Consider the following 19901-nt stretch of genomic DNA (forward strand, 5'->3'; position numbering starts at 1 on the left):
ATCAATGCATTAAATCTATGTTGTTTCGCTCAAAATGGCGAATGTTCGTTTTGACACATCCTCAAGCAGACGGGCAAGGCGCATGGTGTCAATGGGTTTTGTCAGCAAGTCAATCTCATGGCGACGGCATTCCTTGCGGAGCGCTTTGCTGCGATCAGCCGAAATGATACAGCCCGGAACAAAGCCCTCCTGCAGAGATATCTCGTTATACAGCTCCAGCCCGGTCATGCCTTGCCCCAAATGCTGATCCATCAGTAGCATATCCGGCACAAGATCGATCTCGCGCATCAACTCAAGTGCTTCCTCGGCGGTTCTGGCCCATAGCACATCACTGCCCCAGCCTTCGATCATCATCAGCAATGCGCGGCCCAGTTGTTCGTCGTTTTCGACCAACATGATGATGAGACCAGCTGCATTTGCGGTCGGCTCCCCGTTGACCGGGCCAGCCGCGCTTTCGGATCCGGCGTCCGCGAGCTTTAGATTGACGGAAAAACAGCTGCCCGCGCCGGGCTCTGACCAGAGCTCAAGCGGGTGGTCCAACGTCTTGCAGGCACGTTCCACAATCGCGAGGCCCAGTCCCAAACCATCATTCGCACTGCGCGCCGGGTCTCCGCGCTTGAATTCCTGAAAGACAAGCCGCTGATCCTCAGGCGCAATGCCGGGGCCCGTGTCCCACACCTCAACTCTTGCCGTGAGCGCCGTGCGCCGGACACCAACAACGATCTTTCCGCTGTCGGTATAGCGGATCGCGTTTGTGACAAGGTTCTGGATAATCCGCCGCAAATAGCCAGCGTCGCTTTTCACGGTCAGGCCGCTGGGCACAATGCTGAGGCTCAGGCCCTTCGCTTCGGCCACTGGGCTCAGTTCGTCGCGAAGAGGGGTGAGTATCGCGTTCAGCGCAACGGGCTGGATGTCGAACACGGCCTTGCCCGCGTCAAGGCGCGAGATGTCCAGAAGCGCTTCGATGATATGTTCGACACTTCCAAGTGCCGTTTCGGCTTTGTCGATCACGTCAAGCGAGGCAGGATCGGATACGGTTTCCGATAGAGACGACATGAAGAGCTTCGCGGCGGAAAGCGGCTGCAGAAGGTCATGACTGGCCGCCGCAACGAAACGCGATTTGGACGAGTTTGCGCGCTCTGCCTCGGCCAAGGCATCGCCAAGCTCTAAGGTACGCGCTTCAACGCGGCGTTCCAGCCGTTCGTTCATCTCGAAAAGCGCGCGCGCCGCTTCCCGTTCAGAGGTTACATCGGTAAAACTGATCACAAAGCCCTTGTCGGGCAGTTCTTGGGCGAACACGCTCAGGATACTTTCCGTGCCGGATCTGATCTCGAACGCAATGGGTCTGCGTCCCGATCTGTTCGCGGCCCAATTTCGCAAGCGGCCCATATCAAACGTATCGGAAAAGGTTACCTCGTAGGACAGCTTGTCCAGCAGCCGCGAGAACGTTCCGCCGATGACACCGTCCTGAATAGGCAGATCCAGCACGGTGCTCATGCGCTGGTTCCAGAAGACCAGACGTTCGTTTGCGTCGAAAATGCACACCCCCTGATTGAGGTGTTCCAGTGTAGCGCTGACCATCTCGGCCTGATGATCGCGCAGCTTGTCGCGTTCGCGCCGTTCCAAACGAATGATGTCGGTGACATCGGTCTGCAAAATGACCGTACCTCCTTGGGAGGTGCGATGTTCGCTGACCTGCAACCATCGGTCCCAGATCAGACTGACATTGAAGATAACGTGGTTATCCCCGTGCCGCAGCATGCGCCGTTCGGCCCAGTGCTCCGACGTTTCGCTCTCTGGCAAGGACAGAAACCGGCTGTGGGAGATGAGATCGACGTAATCCGAGAAACTCAGGCCAGGGATCAGCGCGTTCTTGATGTCGGTCAGATCCTTGCAAAACCGGCTGTTGGACAGCACCAATTTGTCATCCGGATCAAAGAGCGCAAAGCCCTCGCTGACAGTTTCGATAGCATCCGTCAGCGTTTGCCGTGCCGTTTCGGTCTGACGGTTGGCGACGCCCAACTGCGCATTGGCTTCGTGCAAAAGGTCGAGTGTGCGTTCCAGATCGAGTGTCCGCTGCCTGACTTCGGCCTCGAGCAACGCGGCGCGCTCAAATTGCGCATAGGCCACACCCGACTGTTCTGTCTTCTGCTCAACCCGGCGCATCAGCGCTTCGGTGATCTGTACCAGCTTCTCGTTCTGGCGTTCCAGAGTATCTGCCGGGTTCAACAACGTCATCGGGGCGCGCCTCGATCTGTCTTCGGCGGGAACAGCACGACGCCGGTCATGGTATGGTTTACGTGAAGCGGTCCGATCTGCTCGCCATAGGTCGAGAACCCGACCACCTTGTGACGCGACAGTGTTTCAGAGACCTGCCGGGTGATTTGCATCTGTTCCGCCTCAATCCGGCGCAGCAGGCAGTCGCAGGCGACGATAGCCAGCGGCTGCTTGTCGTCGCACAGAAGGCTGAGCTCACGGTCCAGATGGTCCACCAGATCAAGCCTGTCTGCGACGGTCAGGACCATGCCTTCGTCGATTGCAGAGAAAAAGACCAGCTCGCCCTTTTCGTTCACGTTGCGAATGGCGCGTACGTGATGGATGTCGCCCATGCGCACGACGACGGGGTGCGATGCGAAGGTGAATGTGTCCAGTTGGTCGGGGTCCATCCCCATGATCCGTGCGTATTCCCGGCCTGCGGGTTCGGCGTTGATGGTTTTGACGATCCGGCGCCTCGGGTCCGCCTCCGTTACGACCATCCGGTCGGTGCCGGGCACCAGATGGTCCAGGGAAAACACCCGTGTCTGACAGGTCGTGCGGACCATAGAAAGCACGGCGGCTTCTGAATACACAGCGCCGTTCAACGCAATCTCGGTCGTTCCGAACTCATAACCATCGCCCGCCGATCCGCCAAAGAGCGGCATATCCCCCAACGCGGGCGACAAGGCTGCGGTTAGAATATCTTCGCTCTGGGACAGCCCGTCGATCAGCAGGAATGCAAAGCAGTTCGGCTTATCTGCGGCTCGATCCGCCAGACCAAGCCGCTGGTGAATGACTTTGTCCAGAAGGCTTTGCGCATCGAAGGCAGCGATATCCCGGATCAGCAATGTCTCTGCCGCAAAATGACTGGCCGGATAGCCAATCGCCACGACCTGATCACTTTGATACCCCGTCGGTCCGATCTCGCCCGCAGTTGTGCACCCGATGATCTGGGTGTCCGGAAGTGCTTCGCTGGCCTCACGCATCAGATCAGCAAAGCGATCCGTGGGCGACACAAACAATTTGATCAGGGCGAAGGGGCCGGCTCCAAGAGTAACGAGAAGAGAAGAAATTGCCTCAGCTTCGTCCAGCCCGGCCTGAGCAACCCGAAGTATGTCGGAGTCGATGCTGTACTCCCGTACAGGCAGCTGTTCGCTTCCATCCACGCGCCAAATATCCTGATAATCTCTCCCTGATTAAAAGATATTGGCCTTAATCGCCGAATGGCAAGACATTTGCGAACTTGGCCTCTTGTGCGACCAGAACGGCTTGGGTGCGCGATTGCACGCCCAGCTTGCGCATAATGGCTGTCACATGGGCCTTCACGGTGGTCTCCGCGATGGAGAGGTCATAGGCGATTTGCTTGTTCAGCTTACCGTCGCAGATCAGTTGCAGAATACGCCCCTGCTGGTTCGTCAACGTGGCCAGGCGCGCCATGGCATCTGGCGTTTGGGACGAGGTGTCCGTCTCTACAAAGCCAGCGGGCGTATATATACCGCCGCCGGAAATCACAGCGAGGGCATCTTTGAACACTGACCTGTTGGAATGCTTTGGCACAAAACCCATCGCACCGGCTTTAAGCGCGCCGGTTATGATCGTGTTCTCTGCCATGGAGGAGACGACGATGATGGGTGTGTCACCGGCCTTGGTCTTGAGCCGGATCAAACCATCGAGGCCAGAGACATCCGGAAGGTTGAGATCCAGCACGATCAGCGATGGTGTGGTTTCTTCGGTGTCGATCCGCGCAAGTGCGGCTTCGAGCCTGTCAGCGGTTGCGACATCGGCAAAGTCGCCGACCGATCTGAGCGTCAATTCCAACGCGTCACAGAAGAGCGGGTGATCATCCACCACCATGGCCCAGCCATCGAATGAAGAACGTGTGGAGGGCGACGCATGGGGTGTTGGTGCAACTGTCATGAGGTGAGCGTAAATCGCAAGCGGACGGGCGTCACCTGTCAATAAGTCGAAGAACGGCGAATAATGTTGGTTAACAGATTGGTATTGGAAACGGGCCGGTTCGCAAAAAAAAACGCGCCCGAAGGCGCGTTTCTCATGTCTCTAGGGCTGTTGCAAGATCAGGCGGACTACTGCCCGGCCAGCTGCTCAGGCAGACGGAATGTCCAGAGCATACCACCTTGGTTCAGGTAGTTGACCTTTTTGGCAACTTCACCACCCCAGAGCGGAACAGCACCGCCCCAGCCAGAGATGACCGTGACGTATTGCTCACCGTCCTGCTCCCATGTGATGGGCTGACCCACAATGCCGGAGCCGGTCTGGAAGGACCAAAGCTCTTCACCGCTCTCGTCGTCAAGCGCGAGGAACTTGCCCTCAGGTGTGCCGAAGAAAACAAGGCCGCCCGCCGTTGTCATCACACCGGACCAAAGCGGGGCGTCGTTCTTGTACTCCCACTTCAGCTCACCAGTGTCGGGATCAATCGCCTTCAGGCTGCCGATATGGTCCTCGTAGTTCGGCTTGATGGTGAAGCCCGACCCAAGATAGGCAGCACCTTTCTTGTAGGTGATCGGCTCGTTCCAGATATCCATCCCCCATTCGTTGGACGGCACATAGAAGTCGCCGGTCCGCTGGCTGAAGGCCATTGGCATCCAGTTCTTGCCACCTAGAAAGCCGGGGGACGAAAAGACAACTTCGCCTTTCTTCCCGTCTGCTGAGGCTGCTGGATCACCGGGACGATTGTCTTCGATGAAAATCGGACGGCCGGTTTCGTCAATCCCGCTGGCCCACGTGATGTCCTTGACGAAAGGCACCGCGCTGACGAAAGCACCGTCTTCGCGGTTGAGCACGTAGAAGAACCCGTTCCGGTCCGCTGTGGCGTATCGCATGTTGCCGTCGCGGTCGGTGTAGGACACGACTTCGTTTACGCCGTCATAGTCCCAGCCTTCGCGTGGCGTGGTCTGGTAGTGCCACTTGATCTCGCCGTTGGCCGGATCGATCCCGATGCGCGATGCGGCATAAAGGTTGTCACCTGCATTGCCCTCGGTTGGTTCGCCCGCGTTGCGCAGGTGGCTGTTCCAGGGCGCGGGGTTACCGGTGCCGAAAACCAGCGTGTCGGTGTCCGCATCGTAGGACCCACCAAGCCAAGTTGCGCCGCCGCCGGTCTTCCACATATCGCCCGGCCATGTGGCATTGAGCGTGCCGGTCATGGTGCTTTCTTCGCCGTTCAGCGTGCCCATGTGGCCTTCAATCACAGGACGGGTCCAGACCAGATCACCGGTCTCGGCGTCGCGCGCCTGAACTTCGCCGACAATCCCGAACTCACCGCCCGAGTTGCCGGTGATCACGAGCCCCTTCACGATCAGCGGCGCCGCCGTATAGCTGTAGCCCGCTTTGTAATCGGCGATCTTCTTGCGCCAGACCACATCGCCCGTGTCCTTGTTCAGCGCGACGATACGGGCGTCGAGTGTGCCGAAATAGATGTTGTCGCCATAGATGGCCGCACCGCGGTTCACCACGTCACAGCAGGGCAGAATACCTTCCGGCAGACGCGCGTCATATTGCCAGATTTCCTCGCCGGTCTTCACGTCAATCGCATAGAGGCGCGAGTAAGATCCGGTGATGTACATCACGCCATCATGAACAATCGGTTGGGTTTCCTGACCACGTTGCTTTTCACCGCCAAGGCTGAAGGCCCAGGCCGGGACCAGATTGTCCACATTCTCTTTGTTCAAGGTGTCCAATGGCGAATAGCGCTGCAGGTGGCGCCCCATGCCGTTGGTCAGAACGTCACCGGTTGATGCGGCGTCGTTCAGCAAATCTTCTTCAGTAACTTCGGCGTAGGCAGCCGTGCTGGCGATCAGCGCAGCGGACACAGCCAATACGAAACGGTTCATGAAAGTCCTCCCAATGACTTTATCTGTCGTGACGGACGCAAAACAGCATGTAAACCGGCGTTGCCCGACCCGTTTTCAGTATTTGCCCAAAGGTCAAGCACAGGTATTGAACATTGGTCGTAAGACCCTGAGCCCTCTTGACAGCTTTGTTTGGCGTATCAAGCAACAGCGGGCTCAGGTGCGGCGCGGCGCGATGACTGCGTTCAGAGGACCGGGCCTTAAATTGCAAGAACTTGGAACCGGCAAAAACGCGCGCCTTTGGTCGTATTTCGGCGGCTGCTCGGGCTGGTACGGTTCAGCGGGAAGATTTGGGAGGATCTGATGACAGTTTTCAAAGCTCTGGGCGCAGCCGCGATATCGCTTTGCCTGACGGCCGTCTCTGCCTTTGCGGACACGCCGACACTCCGGGCAGCCGTTTTAAAGTTTGGCACGGTGAATTGGGAACTCGACACGATCCAGCACCACGGCTTGGATACGAGCGAAGGCTTCAAGCTAGAGGTCATGGGCATGGCAGGCGGGCAGGCCGCCAAGGTTGCGTTCCAAGGGGGCGAAGCCGACGTCATCGTCTCGGATTGGTTGTGGGTCGCGCGTCAGCGCGCGGCTGGAAAGGATTTCGTGTTCATCCCGTATTCCAAGGCAGTGGGCGGCGTGATGGTGCCTGCCGACAGCCCAGCGAAAACGCTCTCAGATCTAGCGGGCGGCAAAATTGGGATCGCAGGCGGGCCGCTCGACAAATCGTGGCTGATCGTTCAGGCCTATGCCGATCAGGCGGATGGCATCGACATAAAGACCGTGACCGAGCAGGTGTTCGGTGCACCGCCTCTGATCTTCAAGACCGCCCTCGGGGGTGAGTTGGACGGCGCCATAAACTACTGGCACTTCATGGCAAAGATGGAGGCGTCGGGCATGCGCAAGCTGATCGACGTCGCGGATGCCGCCACAGCCTTGGGGCTTGATCCGGAAACGCCTTTGCTGGGCTATGTCGTGCGTGGGGAGATGCTAAAGGAAAATCCCGACCTTGTGCACGGTCTGGCTGCCGCGTCGCGGGCGGCAAAGGACATCCTCGCCACCAATGACAGCGAATGGGACCGGCTGCGCGACCGCATGAACGCCAAGACCGACGCTCAGTTCGAAGCGCTGAAGGCTGGGTTTCGCGCGGGCATCCCGGCACCTGGTCCGGTGAATGAAGAGGCTGCAGGCAAGATGCTGGAACTGATGGCGAAGCTTGGGGGCGAAGACCTTATCGGAAACGCGACGGAACTGCCGGACGGTGTTTTTCTGCAACCCGGCAGTTAGGCCGCAGTGTCACAGCAAAGCGCCAAGACACCAGCGTCGCCTTCCGTTCTTCGGCTTGATCTCACTCAGATGTCTTACGACGGCGCGCCCATCCTCGGGCCGCTCTCGCTTCATATATCCGGCGGGGAGACTGTCGCGCTGGTGGGGCCGTCCGGCATTGGCAAAACGACACTCCTGCGGATCATGGCCGGGCTAGAGACCGGCTTTGACGGCACGCTCCACGCGGCTTCACCGGTGGGTCTGATCTTCCAGGAACCGACCCTTCTGCCATGGCGCACGGTCTGTGAGAACCTGCACGTGACAACCCGCATCACAAAGGACGAGGCTGAGGGGTGGCTGTCCCAAGTGGGCCTTGCCGGGCGAGGTGCGGATTTTCCGGGGCAGCTGTCTCTTGGTCAGCAACGACGCCTGTCCATCGCCCGTGCGTTCGCCGTCCGGCCTGCGCTGTTGCTAATGGATGAACCGTTCGTGTCCCTCGATCCCGAGCTTGTTGAGGACATGATGCACTTGTTCGCCCAATTGCGGGACGCACATCACGTCGCCACAGTTCTCGTCACCCATGTGGAGGCTGAGGCCGAGAGGCTCGCAGACAGAATACTCGCGCTGGGCGGGTCCCCCGCCACGCTCACCGCTGAACGTCAGAACAAGGGGGCATATTTCCAGTCATCCGCATCCGGCGTGACCTCGTCCAGATCGTAATCTGCCCCCTGAAGCCTGCGTGCGACGGCCAGCCCGTCGGCCGCGGCCTCATCTACGTATTGTCGGCCCAAAACCTCATCCCGCGCGACACCGTGGCCGCGCATCAGATCGATACCGTAGTTGAATTTGCCGACCGGATCGCCCAGCTCGGCCGCGCGTCTGTCCCAGTTTGCGGCTGCATCAGGATCATAGTCGCCGCCTAAACCATTGTTATCCAACTGGCTCATCCAAGTCATCGCGCCGGTGTAGCCGTCGCGCGCGCAATTCTCGAACAGGGTGCGTGCTGCGTCGTGATCACCAGACTTGGTCAAGGCATAGCCTGTCGAACAGATGACCATGCCCGTCTCGCCATTCTCGGCACGACCCAGAATAGATTGCCACGTCATCTCGTCGGGGTTTAGCGTGCCGCCTTCGTCCTCTACAGTCACTTGGCCGAACGCGCCCAGGGGCAGGGCGCATATCAGAGCGGTAAACAGGGCAGCTCGCATTCTCAGTCTCCTCCGGTTTGAGACGTCATACATCAAATGCTGATCAGTTTCATCGCTGACATGGTCGTAGGGTAGGTCAGGCTCGTTTCCGTATCTGACGGCGGCCAGGATCATAGCCCCACGCCGCAGCGAGACCGAACGCGATTGTGGTGATCAATGTCCAGAACAGCGCGCTGCCGTTCCATTGAACATAGAGCGCGAAGCGGATCAGTTCTACCGCGTGGGTGAACGGGTTGAGCGCGCAGATGTCGTGCAGCAGCTCCGAGGACTCAGCCATTTTCCAAAGCGGATAGAGCGCGGAGGACAGAAAAAACATCGGGAAGATCACGAAGTTCATGACGCCGGCAAAGTTCTCAAGCTGCTTGATGAAACTCGACAGCAGCAGCCCTAGACAGCCCAGCATCAGTCCGGCGAGGATCAGGGCCGGGAAGACTGTGACGTATCCCAACGCAGGCATCGCAACGCCGAACGCCGCCGCAATGGCCAGAAAGACATAGACTTGAAGGATGGAGATCGCAGTTGAGCCCAGAAGCTTGCAGAACAACAGCCACCAGCGGGGCAACGGCGCGGTGAGAAGCAGCTTCATGGACCCCATCTCGCGATCATAAACAAGACTAAGAGAGGACTGCATCCCATTGAAAAGAAGGATCATTCCGCAAAGGCCCGGCACAATGTAGGTCTCATAAGTGATATAGGTCTGGTAGGGTGGAATGATGCTGAGACCCAAGGCGGCCCGGAACCCCGCCGCGAACACCAAAAGCCACACCAGCGGGCGTACGAGGGCGGCGATGAACCGTTCCCGCTGGTGGATAAACCGCAGGGCTTCACGCGTAACGATTGCCACCAACGCTGTGAGATAGGCGGTCACGCCGCCGCGCCCGTCATCTCAAGAAAGCGATCGGCCAAGGGCAGGTCGCCCGCGATGGTCTTGGCTCGTCCGTCGGCAAGGACAGCGCCTTCATGCAAGATCAGAAGACGGTCCTCCGGTTTCACTTCATCGGTCAGATGGGTCGCCCAGAGAACAGTGATACTTTGTTCCGTGCATAGGGCATGAACGTGTTCGGTGATTGACGCCCGGGCTGCGGCATCCAGACCGACGGTCGGCTCATCCAGCAGCAAGACGGTCGGCTGGTGTATCAGCGCCCGGGCAATTTCAGCCCTGCGGCGGTGCCCGCCGTTCAGCGCGCGTACTTTTTCGTCCGCCCGTTCGAGCATATTCAGGCGGGCGAGCGCGCCATCTATCCGGGTCCGGGCCGGTTTGCCGGATAGCCCGTGGAGTGCCGCGAAGTAGCTGAGGTTTTGACGAACACTCAGGTCCAAATCCAACGTCGTCTGCTGAAAGACAATCCCAAGCGATTTCAATGCTATAAGGGGCGATGCTCGCAGGCTGTCGCCCGCGATTTCGATCTCGCCATTAGGAACTGTAAAAAGTCGTGTCAAGAGCCCAAAGAGCGTGGATTTACCCGCACCATTCGGACCAAGCAACGCGCAGAAGTCGCCTGTTTCTATCTCAAAGCTGACGTGGCGCAGAGCCTGTTTCGTACCGTAGGAAAAGGACAGATCCCGGACGCGAAGGGACATTACTCGATCGTAATCTCAAGCCGCTGAGTCTCACCGGTTGAGCCCGGAACCTTTAGGTAATAGCTGCCGGGCTTAATCGCGATGAACCCGATTTCCATCTCGCCTGCCTCATCAAACTCTATACTGTCGACCCCAAGGGGCCGGATTTCGAGGCCTTCGACCACGATCTCATCGACCCAGATGGCGCGAAAGAACTCCGGACCGATCAAGGCAAGCTCCTGTGAGCCATCACCTTGTATCTCGAATTCGTAATAGGTGCCCGACTTCAGCACCCACGGCGCGTCTGCAAGCGGCGCGCCTGCGCTGAGGATGACCGGCGGAAGATCCTCCTTGTTTTTTCCAGACAGAAGACCGGCGGCACCGAACCCTTCGGCCAGTGCGGGTGACACGCAGGTCAGTGTCAGACATATAACGGGGGACAGGATGTTCATGGCGGATGCCTTTCTGTTGGATCGCATCATTCAGGTTTCGGGCGGAATGCAGCGCCCCAAGGGAACCGACCAACCTTGATCGACTTCTCCGGTGTGCGGCTTGCGACGTCAATCACAGTAACATCACCAGAAACCCCATTGGTTGTGAAGAGCCGGGACCGATCCGCGTTGAAGGCCATGTGCCAGACCCGACGACCCACGAGGATGTACTCCTCGACCTCAAAGGTTTCAGCATTGACGACGGCCACGTGGTTTGATGGTCCCAAAGCGACGAACGCATGTGTGTCGCCGTTTGTGAATTCGAACCCCACAGGTTGCACGCGGTCCGGGTGAACGCCGTCGACCTCAAAGGAAATCTTTGCAATTTCAGCCTGAGTTGCCACGTCAAAGACCGTTATCGTGCCGCCGATCTCGGAGCTGACCCACATCTGGGTGCCGTCCTTCACGAATTCCGCGTGGCGTGGGCGACTGTCGACCAGAGTATTTGCAAACAGTTCCTTCGTGTCTGTGTCGATCCAATGGGCCATGTTGGTTGTCTCGGACGTGGTGATGGCGATCTTGCCATCTGGCGAAACCGCCATGCCTTCGGGTTCGATCCCCACATCAATCTGGGCCACGACCTGGCGCGTCTCGGTGTCGACAACGGTCGTGATCGCGTCATCTTCGTTCGCGATATAGAGATGCCTGTCGTCCGGGTGCAGAACGAATTGCTCGGGGTCTTCCCCCGAGGGCAGGTCGTGAAGGATCCTGCCGGTGTTGGGATCCATCACCTGCACGGTGTCGCTGTCAGAGGCGCAGATGTAAAGCCGACTGAAATCCTTCGAGAACGTGATCCCGCGCGGGCGCTCGCCGGTTTCGTATGTCTCGATCACCTCCAGCGTGTCGGCATCGATCACTGAAACGGTATCGTCTTTCTCATTAGTCACCCAGATCTCACCCGCCTGGACGTCCGTCGCGATGAAAACCGCCATCGAGAGAAGAAGCGGGCAGGCAAAGCGGCGCAATGGCATATCAATCCTCAAATGCAGTGCAGTTCGAATTGGGCTTGTCGAGGCCCAGCGTATCAAGCTCGTTGCGTTGATGCAGAAACCCTTCCAGCGGAGCCGACGCGACAAGGGCGCGGCTGTGGACCAGCGGAATGGGCTGACGCAACTGACCGTTCCAGCCGCGATAGGTGAGCGGGCGTCCTTTGAAACCCGCAAGTTCAAATGCGTCAGACAGGATGAAGGCACGCAGGGTCGGCGCGTCCGCAGCGGTTGTACGGGTGACGGCCTCGCCCAGCGTACGGACCGCCGCCCAAGCAGCGTAATCTTTGGACGCCATATCGCGGCCATGAGCTTCGGTAAACCGGCTCTGTAACTGGGCTGCACCCCATTGCTCAACAACCGGCGCCCAAACCTTGGGAGTTAACCCCTCTGTGCCGGCGACCGGACGGGCCTGCCATGTGTTGAACGGAATGTAGCGCCCGAAATCATCAACCTCATCGGCCACGATCAAAGCGTCGTAGTCGCCCAGGTCCTGCGTGAACAGCGGCACTTCCTGCGCTGCGTTGCGCCGCATGTCGGCGTCGAAGGCCCATTCCTTCTCAGCAGGCTCTGAGATGCCAAATTTTTGCAGCGACACGCGCATGGCATCTGCGAAGAGCCGGTCGTCCTCATAGGTCCCGAAGATCATCGCCAGATCGGTCCAGCGGCGGGTCACAAAGAACTGCGCCAACGCATCCGTCCGCATGGAAACCGACGGCGCCGTGTGCAGCATGTTGCCCCGGCACGCATCGGAGCGCAGATCAGGGGTTTCCGCAGATACATTGAAGAGCAGGGCGTCTTGCGCCTCGGGCAGATCAGCTATCGCCAACTGCACATCCGACGGCGCATCGAGGATTAGAAATGGGGTCTCGGCCAAGGCCGCGCGTGCAGCGCCAAGCACATCGTCCTGCGGCGACAGTTCGGTGATGTCCAAAGCATAGGTTTGGCCCAGAAACTTGCCGGTCGTGTTGTTGTCATCAAGCGCGGTCTGGGCGCCCGCAAGGCCCAAATCGTCAGGGATTGGATCAAGGTTTGACAGTGTGGGCGGCGTAGGTGTCTCGACCCGGATGTAATGAACGGACAGATCGACGGCCCAGGCGGGACCGCAGATCAAAATCATCCAAAGAGCCGTGATAACCCGCACTGTCTTCCTCCCCGTGAGCAAGGTAGCGGGCAGGCTGGCAGGCGGTAGTAAGACTTTCGTCTGAAGCTTCAGCGAAAACATCGCCAAACCCGCCGACCTTGGTCCCATAGAAGGCGCGCTTTTGCTGCGCTATCCCCAAACGAAATGGGAGAACCGACATGAAAACCAAGACGCTTTTGATCGCGGGCCTCGCCTTTGGTGCGGCGGCCACCCTCGTAAACGCCCATGGTGATGTTGCGCCGCAGGCTGTCGACACGAGCGGCCTTCCCGAAGTGGGTGAAGAGTGGCTGACGGAAAATCCCTACCGCGCCGAGGCGGTTGGCGAAGAGGTCTGGAAGACGGCTGTTGAGATTGGCGCATCCGGTTACAATCAGAACTGCGCCCGATGCCATGGTCTTGAGGGGGTTTCGGGTGGTCTTGCCCCTGATCTGCGGTATCTGGAGGCTGAAGAATACGGCGACGAGTGGTACGTCGAGCGCTTCCGGGAAGGCTACACCCAGAATGGCACCACGAAGATGCCTGCCTTCGGTGATTTGTTGGGGCAAGAGGCTGCATGGGCGATCCGGACCTATATCGAAACCCGACCAGACGGGGACACCATGGAAGATGTCGCTGGTGAACTGAAAGAGATCCGGGATCAACTGGCCGGCTGGGCCTCAGATGATGCGGGTGCCGACAGCGAAGCCGCCAAAGCGCGACTGGCCGAGATCGCGGGCGCAATCGAGACACTGTCAGGCGCGCCAGTGGCAGACTCGGTGGCCTTCCGCGCGGCCAACGTCATCGATGGCACGAAGGCGTCCTACAAAACAGCAGCCGAGACATTGACCATCGGGTTGTCTGCCGCGCAATAATCCATCCATGAAGTTTTCAATCTTTGCCGTCGCAATGGTGATTGCTGTCCCCGCATGGGGCAGTGATCCTTGCGCTGATTTTGTCCCCCAACCGAAACCTCAAAACGCCGGTCGCGATATAGTCGGTCAGGAGTTGGACCAGATTGTCGAGCAGGGGCACATGCTCTTTGCTGTCTACGAGGACTATCCTCCGTATTCCTGGGAAGAGGGCGGCGCGGCCAAGGGTATCGACATCGAGATCGCTCGGATCATCGCCGAGGATCTGGGTGTCGAGGCGCGGTTCAACTTCATTGGATCGGCCGAGAACCTTGAGGCGGATCTGCGCAACAACATCTGGAAAGGCGCCTTGATCGGCGGCCGGATTTCCAACGTGATGATGCGTGTCCCTTACGATTCAGCTTTTGCCTGCCGGGTCGAACAGGTCGTCTTTACCGGCCAGTATGCCAAGGAGCGGATCGCGATCGCCTATGCCGACGCGGAATACCCCGATGAAAAACCGGTGCCTGCCTATTTTCGCTATGACACCGTCGCCGTGGAGAACGACTCGATTTCCGATTTCTACCTCAGCGGCTTTGTTGGCGGGCAATTGGCGGACAACATGCGCCGCTACCCGGACATGATCAAAGCGATGGACGCACTTGCGGCAGGCGAGACCAAGGCCGCCATGGGCCCGCGCGCGCAGATGGAACATCGGCTGGCGGATGGCCTGTCGGTGCACGCGCCGCCTCTGGCCGGGTTCGCTGTATCATCCTGGGATTTGGGGGTTGCCGTCAATTTCAGATATCGGCCATTGTCCTACGCGGTGGACGACGCGATCCGCTATGCACTGGACGACGGGCGCATCGCGGGAATCTTCGAAAGCTACGGGCTGACCTACGAAGCGCCGGACCGCTGAGCGGCCATGAACTACACCTTTGTCGCATATGCCATTTGGCGCTCTGCGGCTTAGCATCCACCAAGGAAAGGGATTTACCCGATGGAACTGAGTGACAGCCGTACAATCGACGCCCCGCGCGAGATGGTCTGGCAGGCCCTGCTGGACAAGGATGTCCTGAAGAACGCCGTGCCCGGATGTCAGGAGATGTCCGGCTCCCCCGAAGAGGGGTTCGAGGCGGTCGTCGTCCAGAAGGTCGGCCCGGTCAAAGCGACCTTCAAAGGCGCCGTGACCCTTGAGGACATGAACGAGCCTGAAAGCCTGACAATCTCGGGCTCCGGCAAGGGTGGGGCTGCGGGCTTTGCCAAGGGCGGCGCCAAGGTGCGTCTGGAAGACGACAACGGCCAGACGGTTCTGCATTACGATGTGGAGGCCAAAGTCGGCGGCAAGTTGGCTCAGTTGGGCAGCCGCATTATTGATGGCTTTGCCAAGAAGATGGCCGATCAGTTTTTCACCAATTTTCAGGAAGCACTTGAAGGTCCGGCCGAACAAGAGCCAGACGCCGAGGTCGCTGATGGTGCGGAAACCGGGGAAAAGAAAAAAGGCTGGTTCCGCCGCATGGTATCCAGCTGAGCAAGACAAGAGACTTTTGGGAGGACTAGAATGACCAACGTAACGATGACTGTGAACGGAAAATCCGTTTCAGGGAACGTGGAAGGGCGCACGCTCCTGTCGAGCTTTCTGCGCGACGACCTGCGGTTGACCGGCACCCATGTGGGCTGTGACACATCCCAGTGCGGCGCGTGCGTCGTGCATGTGGATGGGCTTTCGGTGAAAGCTTGCACCATGCTGGCGGCAGAGGCGGACGGCGCTGAGGTGAAAACGATTGAAGGGATGGCCAATGCCGATGGCTCGCTCTCCGTGATCCAGCAGGCGTTTCAGGACCACCACGGTCTGCAGTGCGGCTTTTGCACACCGGGCATGGTGATGACGGCCGCTGCATTGCTGAAAGAAAATCCAAAGCCCAGCGAGACAGAGGTGCGCGATTACCTCGAAGGCAATATCTGCCGCTGCACGGGCTACCACAACATCGTCAAGGCGATCATGGCCGCGTCCGGACAGGACGTCTCTGCCATCGCCGCAGAATAACGAAACGCGCCGTCCCAGAGACACGCGCTGAAATTTGAGAAACGATGATGCAGGGCACATCCCCTGCGAATTCAAGGGAGGACGAACATGCCAAAAGATGGAGGCATTGGGTCGCCGACACTGCGACGCGAAGATATCCGATTTCTGACCGGAAACGGAAAGTACACGGACGACATCAACATTCACGGACAAGCCTACGCCTACTTTGTGCGCTCCGATGTGGCCCATGGGACGATCAATTCGATTGACGCCTCTGCCGCCGAAGGAATGCCCGGGGTCGCAAAGGTCTTCACGGCGAAGGATTTCGAAGGCGTCGGTGGTGTACCCTGCGGCTGGCAGGTGACGGACCGCTTCGGCGAGGCCATGCAGGAGCCAAAGCACCCGGTTCTGGCCGAGGGCAAGGTGCGCCATGTGGGCGATCCGATTGCTGTGGTCGTGGCCGATACGCTGGAACAGGCCCGCGACGCCGCCGAGGCGCTCGATATTGACATCACAGAGCTTGAGCCGGTGCTCAATATGAAGGATGCGCTGAAGGACGGTGCCACGAAGGTTCACGACGATCTGACCTCGAACCTCTGCTACGACTGGGGCTTCGTCGAGGAGAATCGCGAGGCGGTCGATGAGGCGATCAAAGGCGCGCATCACGTCACCACGCTGGAACTGACGAACAACCGGCTGGTGGCCAACCCGATGGAACCACGTGTGGCCGTTGGCGACTACGACAGTTCCAACGATGAACACACGCTCTACACCACGTCCCAGAACCCCCATGTGATCCGTCTTTTGATGGGCGCATTCGTTCTGGGCATCCCGGAGCATAAGCTGCGGGTCGTAGCCCCCGACGTGGGCGGCGGATTTGGCGCAAAAATCTATCACTACGCGGAAGAGGCGTTCTGCACCTTCGCCGCCAAGGCCTTGAAGCGCCCGGTCAAATGGACCTCGTCCCGCTCCGAAGCATTTATGTCCGACGCCCATGGACGCGATCATGTGACCAAGATCGAACTGGCGATGGACAAGGACGGCAAGTTCCTGGCGCTTCGCACAGACACCCACGCAAATATGGGCGCCTACCTGTCTACGTTTGCGCCGTCCATCCCCACATGGCTGCATGGTACATTGATGGCGGGCAATTACACGACACCGCTGATCTACGTGAACGTGAAGGCCGTGTTCACCAACACGGTACCCGTCGATGCGTATCGCGGGGCAGGTCGGCCCGAAGCGACGTTCCAGCTGGAACGCGTTGTGGACAAGGCCGCGCGCGAAATGGGGATCGATCCGGTGGAACTGCGCCGTCGCAATTTTATCACCGAGTTTCCCTATGCGACGCCCGTCGCCGTGGAATACGATACCGGCGATTACCACGCGACGATGGACAAGTTGCTGGAGCTGTCCGATCACGCGGGTTTTGACGCCCGTGCGGCCGAAAGCAAGAAGAACGGCAAGCTGCGCGGTTTTGGCATCGCGCACTACATCGAGGCTTGCGGCATCGCGCCGTCAAACCTTGTGGGTCAACTTGGCGCGCGCGCCGGGCTCTACGAAAGCGCGACAGTACGGGTGAACGCCACCGGTTCGATCAGCGTCATGACGGGCTCTCACAGCCACGGGCAGGGGCATGAAACCTCTTTTGCTCAAGTGGTCAGTGAGATGATCGGCATTGACGCAAGTCAGATCGATATCGTCCACGGCGACACGGCGAAGTCTCCGATGGGGATGGGCACCTACGGCTCTCGCTCGTTGGCAGTTGGCGGCTCCGCCATGGTGCGAGCAACCGAGAAGATCATAAATAAGGCCAAGAAGATCGCGGCCCACCTGCTTGAAGCCGCCGAAGGCGACATTGAGCTGAAGGACGGCGCCTTCACCGTTGCGGGCACCGACAAATCCGTGGCGTGGGGTGATGTGACACTCGCGGCTTATGTGCCCCACAACTATCCTCTCGAGGACATCGAACCGGGGCTGGAAGAGACCGCTTTCTACGATCCGGCCAACTTCACCTATCCTTCCGGTGCATATGGGTGTGAGGTTGAGGTCGATCCGGAAACGGGCAAGGTCACTGTTTTGGGTTTCACCGCGGCGGATGACTTCGGCAACATCGTCAATCCGATGATCGTTGAGGGTCAGGTTCATGGTGGTCTGGCGCAAGGTATCGGCCAGGCAATGATCGAGAACTGCGCCTATGATGATCAGGGTCAGCTTCTGTCGGGGTCCTATATGGACTACGCCATGCCCCGCGCGGATGATCTGCCGATGTTCACGGTCGATCATTCCAGCGTCACACCCTGCACGCACAATCCGCTGGGGGTGAAAGGCTGCGGCGAGGCGGGGGCCATCGGATCGCCCCCGGCGCTGGTCAACGCTGTGATTGATGCCTTGCAACGGGGCGGCCATGATGTGACGCATATCGATATGCCGTTGTCGTCCGATCGCGTCTGGGCCGCAATGAACAGCTAAATCCAAACGGGGCGACGTTTCGGCGTTGCCCCGCCACGGATCTGAGAAGGAATGGAAGAATGCATAATTTCGAGTTTGTGAAGCCCGGCACGGTGGCCGACGCGGTCGCTGCCCTCAAGGGCGACGAGGCCCAGGCGCTTGGTGGCGGTCAGACACTGCTGCCTACAATGAAACAACGGCTTGCCGCCCCCGAAACCCTTGTCGCCCTTTCGGGCGTCGATGAGATGAAGGGCATCTGTAAGGACGACGAAGGTCGGCTGTGCATCGGTGGGGGCACAACCCACGCGGCGGTGGCTGCGGACGGCAGCTACCCGGCACTCAGTGCGATGGCCTCCCATATCGGGGATCCGGCCGTGCGCAACCGTGGCACGATTGGCGGATCGCTGGCAAACAATGACCCGGCAGCCTGTTACCCGTCGGCCGTTCTGGCCTCTGGTGCGACCGTGACAACCAACACACGCGAGATCGCGGCGGATGACTATTTTCAAGGTATGTTCTCGACCGCGCTGGAGGAGGGCGAGATCATCACAGAAGTGAAGTTCCCGATCCCCGAAAAAGCGAACTACCAGAAGTTCGTTCAACCAGCGTCCCGCTTCGCCTTGGTCGGTGTCTTCGTCGCGAAGTTCGCAGACGGCGTCCGGGTTGCGATCACGGGCGCGTCCGAAGAAGGCGTGTTCCGCTGGACCGAGGCTGAAGAGGCGCTGAGCGCCAACTTCTCCCCCGCAGCGCTCGACAGCCTGAGTGTCTCTGGCGAAGGCATGATCAGCGACCTCCACGGCACAGGCGCCTACCGCGCCCATCTGATAAAGGTCATGACCGGCCGCGCAGTCTCTGCTGCGGCCTAATGTCCCCACCTTTGAATTTTGAAAGCCCCTGCATCTGCGGGGGCTTTTTTCTGGTCTGCTCGCTGCCGTTTTCAGCCTAAGACGGCTATGGAAATAGTTTCTGCATCCTTGAAATTGCCGGCATCACAAAGGCTTACTGTGCGTTGGCTGAGAGTTCGCTAGCTTATTCCAGTATCATCCACGCTGTATTCAGTTCTGAGGCGTGGCCCGGTTGGCGTTTTGGAAAGTAGATTTTTGGGAACCGCGTAAATAGGGGTCTTCCCCAAGGCCAGTTGGGCATGGGCGGCCGCTTCACATTGTTCCAACAAGGCTTTGCGATCTAGCCTTTCGAAGTTGAAAAAGAAGCCGGGCTCCCCCGGCTCCGGGTCACGCATTGTATCTGAAGGGAAACCGTCTGCCATATCCCTGCGGGACACAATTTCAGCGGCCCGGTAGATGTGGTTGCTATGGCTTGGCCTGCTAGTCAGTCCATATAGATCTGCGCCGCCGACCGCGTCAATGAAGGCCGCTGCGACCGCGTTGGGGCAATCGGGTTGTGAGACAATCCACTCGTGAACCCCGCCTGCGAAGTCGTGACGAACGACTTGATACCAAAGAGCATAGTCCCTGTGTTTCTCGAGAAAGGGAATAAGCTCATCCACAGGAATATGGGTTGAGCCTCCGTCCGCGGCGCTCTTGCGGTACCAGCGCACTTCTACCCCGTTTTCAAAGCCATTTTCTTGGATCTTCAGTCGCTCCGGGGTTGGATCTGGAGCAGTATTTTCAACAATACCTGCATTAAGCGCCATCTCATCAACTTTGCGTGGCGGATGTCGCTTGCGCCACCGATTCAACTTATCCCCGACTTCTCGTACAATCAGAAGCGCGATCGCGAGCCATATGATGGGGTGTATATCCAATATGCTGCGCCCTTCGCCTGTGAATGCATCGATCAATCGAAAGAGTTGGAGCCGTCGGTTTTAT

The 19901-nt window shown here is 58.9% G+C and carries 19 protein-coding genes; 8 read left to right on the forward strand and 11 right to left on the reverse strand.

Annotated features, from left to right (window positions below):
• Positions 1–15: 15 nt before the first annotated feature.
• The 4 genes from KIN_RS06335 to KIN_RS06350 all read right to left on the reverse strand — a co-directional run bounded on the left by KIN_RS06335 (position 16) and on the right by KIN_RS06350 (position 6104).
• Positions 16–2238: a hybrid sensor histidine kinase/response regulator gene (locus KIN_RS06335; RefSeq protein ID WP_159805073.1), complete on the reverse strand. Its 2223-nt coding sequence runs from the start codon at positions 2236–2238 to the stop codon at positions 16–18.
• Positions 2235–3422: an FIST N-terminal domain-containing protein gene (locus KIN_RS06340; protein ID WP_243144829.1), complete on the reverse strand. Its 1188-nt coding sequence runs from the start codon at positions 3420–3422 to the stop codon at positions 2235–2237. Before KIN_RS06340 ends, KIN_RS06335 begins: the two co-directional genes overlap by 4 nt.
• A gap of 46 nt (positions 3423–3468) precedes the next feature.
• On the reverse strand, positions 3469–4173 hold the full coding sequence (locus KIN_RS06345; protein ID WP_159805074.1) for a response regulator: 705 nt from the start codon (positions 4171–4173) through the stop codon (positions 3469–3471).
• Between the two features lie 167 nt (positions 4174–4340).
• The gene (locus KIN_RS06350) at positions 4341–6104 is read right to left on the reverse strand and encodes a PQQ-dependent methanol/ethanol family dehydrogenase (RefSeq protein WP_159805075.1); all 1764 of its coding nucleotides are present in this window, start codon (positions 6102–6104) and stop codon (positions 4341–4343) included.
• A 321-nt stretch (positions 6105–6425) separates the two neighbouring features.
• On the opposite strand from KIN_RS06350, the gene KIN_RS06355 reads away from it, so the two are divergent.
• On the forward strand, positions 6426–7400 hold the full coding sequence (locus KIN_RS06355; RefSeq protein WP_159805076.1) for an ABC transporter substrate-binding protein: 975 nt from the start codon (positions 6426–6428) through the stop codon (positions 7398–7400).
• Between the two features lie 6 nt (positions 7401–7406).
• Positions 7407–8099, forward strand: coding sequence for an ABC transporter ATP-binding protein (locus tag KIN_RS06360; RefSeq protein WP_243144830.1), 693 nt, complete (start codon positions 7407–7409; stop codon positions 8097–8099).
• Here KIN_RS06360 and KIN_RS06365 read toward each other — a convergent pair.
• From KIN_RS06365 to pedA1, 6 genes are all read right to left on the reverse strand, one after another.
• Positions 8039–8587, reverse strand: coding sequence for a tetratricopeptide repeat protein (locus tag KIN_RS06365; protein ID WP_373281641.1), 549 nt, complete (start codon positions 8585–8587; stop codon positions 8039–8041). The two genes, KIN_RS06360 and KIN_RS06365, sit on opposite strands and share 61 nt — an antisense overlap.
• A gap of 76 nt (positions 8588–8663) precedes the next feature.
• Complete coding sequence (gene pedC / locus KIN_RS06370) at positions 8664–9455, reverse strand: lanthanide ABC transporter permease protein PedC (RefSeq protein ID WP_159805077.1); 792 nt, start codon at positions 9453–9455, stop codon at positions 8664–8666.
• Positions 9452–10168, reverse strand: coding sequence for a lanthanide ABC transporter ATP-binding protein PedB/LutE (pedB, locus tag KIN_RS06375; RefSeq protein ID WP_159805078.1), 717 nt, complete (start codon positions 10166–10168; stop codon positions 9452–9454). The genes pedC and pedB overlap by 4 nt, the downstream gene beginning before the upstream one ends.
• Entirely contained in the window at positions 10168–10599 is a 432-nt protein-coding gene (locus KIN_RS06380) for a cupredoxin domain-containing protein (RefSeq protein WP_159805079.1), read from the reverse strand. The genes pedB and KIN_RS06380 overlap by 1 nt, the downstream gene beginning before the upstream one ends.
• Before the next feature lie 26 nt (positions 10600–10625).
• On the reverse strand, positions 10626–11609 hold the full coding sequence (locus KIN_RS06385; protein ID WP_373281642.1) for a YVTN family beta-propeller repeat protein: 984 nt from the start codon (positions 11607–11609) through the stop codon (positions 10626–10628).
• Between the two features lies 1 nt (position 11610).
• Complete coding sequence (gene pedA1 / locus KIN_RS06390) at positions 11611–12768, reverse strand: lanthanide ABC transporter ABC transporter substrate-binding protein PedA1 (protein ID WP_306438994.1); 1158 nt, start codon at positions 12766–12768, stop codon at positions 11611–11613.
• A 158-nt stretch (positions 12769–12926) separates the two neighbouring features.
• Between pedA1 and pedF the strand changes: the two genes are divergently transcribed.
• The 6 genes from pedF (at position 12927) to KIN_RS06420 (ending at position 18938) form a co-directional block, all read left to right on the forward strand.
• Positions 12927–13619: a cytochrome c-550 PedF gene (gene pedF / locus KIN_RS06395; protein WP_159805080.1), complete on the forward strand. Its 693-nt coding sequence runs from the start codon at positions 12927–12929 to the stop codon at positions 13617–13619.
• 7 nt (positions 13620–13626) lie between these two features.
• Positions 13627–14514 carry a substrate-binding periplasmic protein gene (locus KIN_RS06400; RefSeq protein ID WP_174239093.1) on the forward strand — a complete coding sequence of 296 codons (888 nt, stop codon included), beginning with the start codon at positions 13627–13629 and terminating at the stop codon, positions 14512–14514.
• 81 nt (positions 14515–14595) lie between these two features.
• Positions 14596–15126, forward strand: a complete 531-nt coding sequence (locus tag KIN_RS06405) for an SRPBCC family protein (RefSeq protein ID WP_159805081.1) — start codon at positions 14596–14598, stop codon at positions 15124–15126.
• Between the two features lie 30 nt (positions 15127–15156).
• Positions 15157–15642, forward strand: a complete 486-nt coding sequence (locus KIN_RS06410; RefSeq protein WP_159805082.1) for a (2Fe-2S)-binding protein — start codon at positions 15157–15159, stop codon at positions 15640–15642.
• Between the two features lie 87 nt (positions 15643–15729).
• A complete protein-coding gene (locus KIN_RS06415; protein WP_159805083.1) occupies positions 15730–18093 on the forward strand; it encodes a xanthine dehydrogenase family protein molybdopterin-binding subunit in 2364 nt (787 codons plus the stop codon).
• 59 nt (positions 18094–18152) lie between these two features.
• Positions 18153–18938 carry an FAD binding domain-containing protein gene (locus KIN_RS06420; RefSeq protein ID WP_159805084.1) on the forward strand — a complete coding sequence of 262 codons (786 nt, stop codon included), beginning with the start codon at positions 18153–18155 and terminating at the stop codon, positions 18936–18938.
• Positions 18939–19096: 158 nt separating this feature from the next.
• Here KIN_RS06420 and KIN_RS06425 read toward each other — a convergent pair whose 3' ends face one another.
• Positions 19097–19873, reverse strand: coding sequence for a hypothetical protein (locus KIN_RS06425; RefSeq protein ID WP_159805085.1), 777 nt, complete (start codon positions 19871–19873; stop codon positions 19097–19099).
• Between the last annotated feature and the right edge of the window lie 28 nt (positions 19874–19901).

This window comes from Litoreibacter roseus (assembly GCF_009811795.1).
GTDB classification, from domain to species: domain Bacteria; phylum Pseudomonadota; class Alphaproteobacteria; order Rhodobacterales; family Rhodobacteraceae; genus Litoreibacter; species Litoreibacter roseus.

Excerpts from the sequence above, each read along its gene's own strand:
- KIN_RS06410 (WP_159805082.1), top strand. The coding sequence starts at position 15,157 with ATGACCAACGTAACGATGACTGTGAACGGAAAATCCGTTTCAGGGAAC.
- KIN_RS06350 (WP_159805075.1), bottom strand. The coding sequence starts at position 6,104 with ATGAACCGTTTCGTATTGGCTGTGTCCGCTGCGCTGATCGCCAGCACG.
- KIN_RS06355 (WP_159805076.1), top strand. The coding sequence starts at position 6,426 with ATGACAGTTTTCAAAGCTCTGGGCGCAGCCGCGATATCGCTTTGCCTG.
- KIN_RS06405 (WP_159805081.1), top strand. The coding sequence starts at position 14,596 with ATGGAACTGAGTGACAGCCGTACAATCGACGCCCCGCGCGAGATGGTC.
- KIN_RS06400 (WP_174239093.1), top strand. The coding sequence starts at position 13,627 with ATGAAGTTTTCAATCTTTGCCGTCGCAATGGTGATTGCTGTCCCCGCA.
- KIN_RS06380 (WP_159805079.1), bottom strand. The coding sequence starts at position 10,599 with ATGAACATCCTGTCCCCCGTTATATGTCTGACACTGACCTGCGTGTCA.
- KIN_RS06415 (WP_159805083.1), top strand. The coding sequence starts at position 15,730 with ATGCCAAAAGATGGAGGCATTGGGTCGCCGACACTGCGACGCGAAGAT.
- KIN_RS06335 (WP_159805073.1), bottom strand. The coding sequence starts at position 2,238 with ATGACGTTGTTGAACCCGGCAGATACTCTGGAACGCCAGAACGAGAAG.
- KIN_RS06385 (WP_373281642.1), bottom strand. The coding sequence starts at position 11,609 with ATGCCATTGCGCCGCTTTGCCTGCCCGCTTCTTCTCTCGATGGCGGTT.
- KIN_RS06365 (WP_373281641.1), bottom strand. The coding sequence starts at position 8,587 with ATGCGAGCTGCCCTGTTTACCGCTCTGATATGCGCCCTGCCCCTGGGC.
- KIN_RS06345 (WP_159805074.1), bottom strand. The coding sequence starts at position 4,173 with ATGACAGTTGCACCAACACCCCATGCGTCGCCCTCCACACGTTCTTCA.
- KIN_RS06420 (WP_159805084.1), top strand. The coding sequence starts at position 18,153 with ATGCATAATTTCGAGTTTGTGAAGCCCGGCACGGTGGCCGACGCGGTC.
- pedB (WP_159805078.1), bottom strand. The coding sequence starts at position 10,168 with ATGTCCCTTCGCGTCCGGGATCTGTCCTTTTCCTACGGTACGAAACAG.
- pedF (WP_159805080.1), top strand. The coding sequence starts at position 12,927 with ATGAAAACCAAGACGCTTTTGATCGCGGGCCTCGCCTTTGGTGCGGCG.